This is a genomic window from Eubacterium sp. MSJ-13, from assembly GCF_018918235.1.
GTDB lineage: Bacteria > Bacillota > Clostridia > Lachnospirales > Lachnospiraceae > Butyribacter.
Genome location: NZ_JAHLQE010000011.1, coordinates 1 through 3,931, shown reverse-complemented (window position 1 = coordinate 3,931; position 3,931 = coordinate 1). Strand labels below are relative to the sequence as shown.

The window sequence follows — 3,931 nt, the reverse complement described above, 5'->3', positions numbered from 1 at the left end:
CGACTGCTGCAATAGCGTAAAAAATCTTCCCGATGACCTCAGACCTACTGAATCACTTTAACATGGCTTTGGTACTGCTAATATATATAGAACTGTCAAAAAAAATTTTGGTACTACCGCAACAGAATTAACCGAAGATACTTACACCACCGCCATTGTAATTCCTATAATAGATGAGAAAAAACGCCTCCACCCACCCAAAAAGCACTAAAGTCCACTTTTCACTTCCACCACATTTTCCTTGAGTTTTTTCATCGAAAATGCAATACCGCTTCCCTTAACTGCCTTAAAATAAGCCTTATGTTTGTCTGTTTTTTTACACAAAATGCAAGATTATTGTAAGTTTTGCGTATGAATTTCTTAAAACAAAATTTTTCCCTATAAGCTAAAATGTAACCATACAAGGGAGGGAACGTATTATGAACGCAAAAAGGTACAAAAAAAGAAAAAGAAGATTTCAAAAATTAACACTAACAATACTTTTATTTTTAACAGTATTCTGGGCAGCACCAAAAATCATAAGCACCGCATCCGGCATCATTTATAATATTCTCGATACGGATAATGATTCTTCTGCCAGATACCAAGCCGCAACACCTGCCAAACTAAACAAAGATGAAGTAAAAAGTAAACTTTGCACATTATCACAGAAATATCCTGAATTTAAAAACATATACAAAAATATAAACATTTACCCTGAAAGCCTCCTTGCATCGCTATGCAACACACCGGAAATGATAGACTTTGTCAAAGGATATCCAGATTCTGCAAATACCGCATATGGAAACATAACCAAAAAAGAACTTTCAGAGGGCATCCCACTTCTTATTCAGTGGGATAAACGCTGGGGATATACATCATATGGAAATTCTGACATAGGAATATCAGGCTGTGCCCCAACATGTCTTTCGATGGTAATATCAGGACTTACAGGCAACAAAACAATAACACCATATAAAATCGCAAAATTTGCAGAAAAAAATAAATATTATATAGAGGGAACTGGCACTTCATGGAGTATCATGACTGATGGAGCATCCTCATTCGGCATAACAGGAACAGAAATCCCCCTAAGCAAAGACAGTATATTTTCACATCTCAACAACAATGAACCTGTCATATGCAGCATGCGGCCCGGAGATTTTACAACAGCAGGACACTTTATTGTACTTACCAAAACAGAAAACGGACAGATAAAAGTAAACGATCCAAACAGCCGCTCACGCAGCAGACTTTGGAGTTATGAGACACTTGAAAAACAAATAAAAAACTTATGGGCATTCAGCAAAAGCTGATGCCCATAAATTTTTATGCTTGATTATTATTATTCATTAATTACATCAATAAGCTGCTTGTATAAATTATTACTGATATGTCAGATACAAACACTTTTATTATGGTCTTCTGTCTATTGTACCTATTTATATCGGTAAAAATAACATTATAACAGCGACGACTCCAGGTGTTAATACTTCAAGAGGTTTAGGTAAAATTGCATTTACACAGTTAGTTAATAATTCCTCCACACTGTCCGAGATTTCAACATAAGCATCTATAACAGACAATATAGCATCAGCAGTCAAAATTTGTCTTACAGGTTTAGGCAATTTTTTAATAATTTTAGGCCATTTTTCTTTAAGAAACTTTTTTATAACTTTTACTGCCGCACTTAATTTTCCTTTTTCAGTAGTTCCAATGTCTTCAAGCATTTCCTTCTTTTCTGATTCGATTTGTTCTAAATCTGATGTTGATAAAATTTGATTAATTTCTTTATAGTCTTTACAAAGTTGTTCAACATACTTTTTATCAATCCCATCTTCAAACATTTTTTCACTATTAATGATAAACTGATTATTTTCAAAAGTAATATAATTTTTGATTATCGTACCTTCTTCCAAATTTGCATCGTAATCATTCTCATGTGCACTGGTCTTTGTTCCTGTTGCAAAAGAACAAAGTACCATACAAAATATTAATACTAATGCAATTTGTTTTTTTAATTTGTTCATAATTATTCATCCTTTCCCTAATGAGTTAATTTATAGATTATAAATCTGATATAGCAGAAAACCATATTTAATTTTTTATTTCATAGTATATCATACAAAAAAGTTCAACAAATAATGAAACAGTAAAAGGTATCATAATACCTGTACCAACGGAAACTATAAGTATATTATCTCCAACTTTTCCAACAATCAACAATATGAGCATCAAAATCCAACTTATTATTTGCGTTATTTGTAATGATTTTCCTTTCGATTTTACTGAAATAAATTGGTTGCGTTCATCCAATTTATCAGTTTTGTCTTCTAATGACATAGCTTTAGATATACTCCTCTGAAGCAGTCCAATACCTATAAACAAAACCAATGACGAAAGAATCAATTTTTTAATATTAAAACTTGTTATAAAAATGGTAAATAATAATACCAGTCCTAGAATCGTGCAAAAAAAGCCTTCTACAAAAGAACTTTTATTATATATCTTCATATTGTTTATCCTCCATTTCTTTATTTTCTTTCAAACAACATAATTCCTCAACACTAACATTAAATACTTGTGCAATGCGATAAGCCAACATAAGAGAAGGATTATATTGTTCTTTTTCAATAGAAATAATTGTTCTTGAAGAAACATGAACCATATCTGCTAATTGTTGCTGTGTAAGTTTAGATACAGTTCTCAATTTTTTTACTTTATTTTTCATAATATACCTCATATCTTCAAATATGAAGGTCACTTCACATGAAGTTTACTTCATATTACTACTAAGACTTATCAATGTCAATATTTTTTTAATCTACTTTATTTCTTTGGAAAGTCATCTAAATTTTAAAGTTATTGTATCACAAATATAAAGGTTAAAAAAACTGTTTACAAAAAACAAATAAAAAACTTATGGGCATTCAGCAAAAGCTGATGCCCATATTATCTCACTTCTTCAATATCTCCACAAAATACATTTTCACACCCGAAGGCACAATTCTTAAAATATTGTTTATAACTCCCGGCACTATCACGCCTTTATTTTTCATAAGACCATCAACTGCAATTTTCGCTGTTTTTTCTGCTGACATCGCCCATATCGGTGTCTTCTGTCCTGCTTTTTCAAAAAACTTTGTTCTGGTCGTTCCGGGACAAAGTGTACTTACAACTACACCCCTCTTTGCTGCCTCCTGTCTTATTGCCCTGCTGTAGCTGTACACAAAAGACTTGCCTGCAAAATATGTCGAAGTGTATGGTCCCGGCTGAAAAGCGCCTGTCGAAGCCACATTAAGAATCTTTCCCCTGCCGTTTTCATACATGTCACGAAGAAACAGTTTACAAAGACAAACCACAGCTGTGACATTCAACTGTATCATCCTTTTATCATCTCTAATCCGTATACTTTCTGTCCCCCCCATCAAGCCAAAGCCTGCATTATTTACAAGAATTTCAATATCAACGCCAATAGACTTGGCTTTATGATACAGCTTTTGTGCCCCGTCAGGAACACTTAGATCCTGTTCGATTGTAATTATATATCTTGTATTGTTCACGATCTTTGACTTCTTAACTTCAAGTTTTCTTTTTGCAATAGCAAGATTTTTTCTGCTTGAAGAAGCAATTATAACCCCGTAACCTCTTTCAAGAAATTCACCTGCCATAGCAAATCCTATTCCACTTGTGCCACCTGTGATAAGTGCGTATTTCATAATATATGTCTCCATTTTCATTTTAATTATTAATATCAGCATTTGTAATTACATTACTAATGTTATCACAGGTGGCATTATAGTCAACTATTATATTTCTAATATTAATATTTATACTGCCATCTCATAATAAAATTACCGATAAGATCATAATGTTTCCCCCCAGTCTATTCTCGGTAGTGTCAAAAAACTACCCCTTTTTTTACTCTAAAACCTTTATTTTCGGAGGTTTG

Annotated in this window: 5 protein-coding genes; 1 reads left to right on the top strand and 4 read right to left on the bottom strand. The window is 32.7% G+C overall.

Annotated features, from left to right (window positions below; translation table 11 throughout):
• Positions 1-419 precede the first annotated feature (419 nt).
• A complete protein-coding gene (locus KQI69_RS00440; RefSeq protein WP_216563308.1) occupies positions 420-1,295 on the top strand; it encodes a C39 family peptidase in 876 nt (291 codons plus the stop codon).
• 126 nt (positions 1,296-1,421) lie between these two features.
• Here KQI69_RS00440 and KQI69_RS00435 read toward each other — a convergent pair whose 3' ends face one another.
• From KQI69_RS00435 to KQI69_RS00420, 4 genes are all read right to left on the bottom strand, one after another.
• Positions 1,422-2,009 carry a hypothetical protein gene (locus KQI69_RS00435; RefSeq protein ID WP_216563306.1) on the bottom strand — a complete coding sequence of 196 codons (588 nt, stop codon included), beginning with the start codon at positions 2,007-2,009 and terminating at the stop codon, positions 1,422-1,424.
• A gap of 67 nt (positions 2,010-2,076) precedes the next feature.
• On the bottom strand, positions 2,077-2,493 hold the full coding sequence (locus KQI69_RS00430; RefSeq protein WP_216563304.1) for a hypothetical protein: 417 nt from the start codon (positions 2,491-2,493) through the stop codon (positions 2,077-2,079).
• Entirely contained in the window at positions 2,480-2,710 is a 231-nt protein-coding gene (locus tag KQI69_RS00425) for a helix-turn-helix transcriptional regulator (RefSeq protein WP_216563302.1), read from the bottom strand. Before KQI69_RS00425 ends, KQI69_RS00430 begins: the two co-directional genes overlap by 14 nt.
• A gap of 226 nt (positions 2,711-2,936) precedes the next feature.
• Positions 2,937-3,698 carry an SDR family oxidoreductase gene (locus KQI69_RS00420; protein ID WP_216563300.1) on the bottom strand — a complete coding sequence of 254 codons (762 nt, stop codon included), beginning with the start codon at positions 3,696-3,698 and terminating at the stop codon, positions 2,937-2,939.
• Positions 3,699-3,931: the final 233 nt, after the last annotated feature.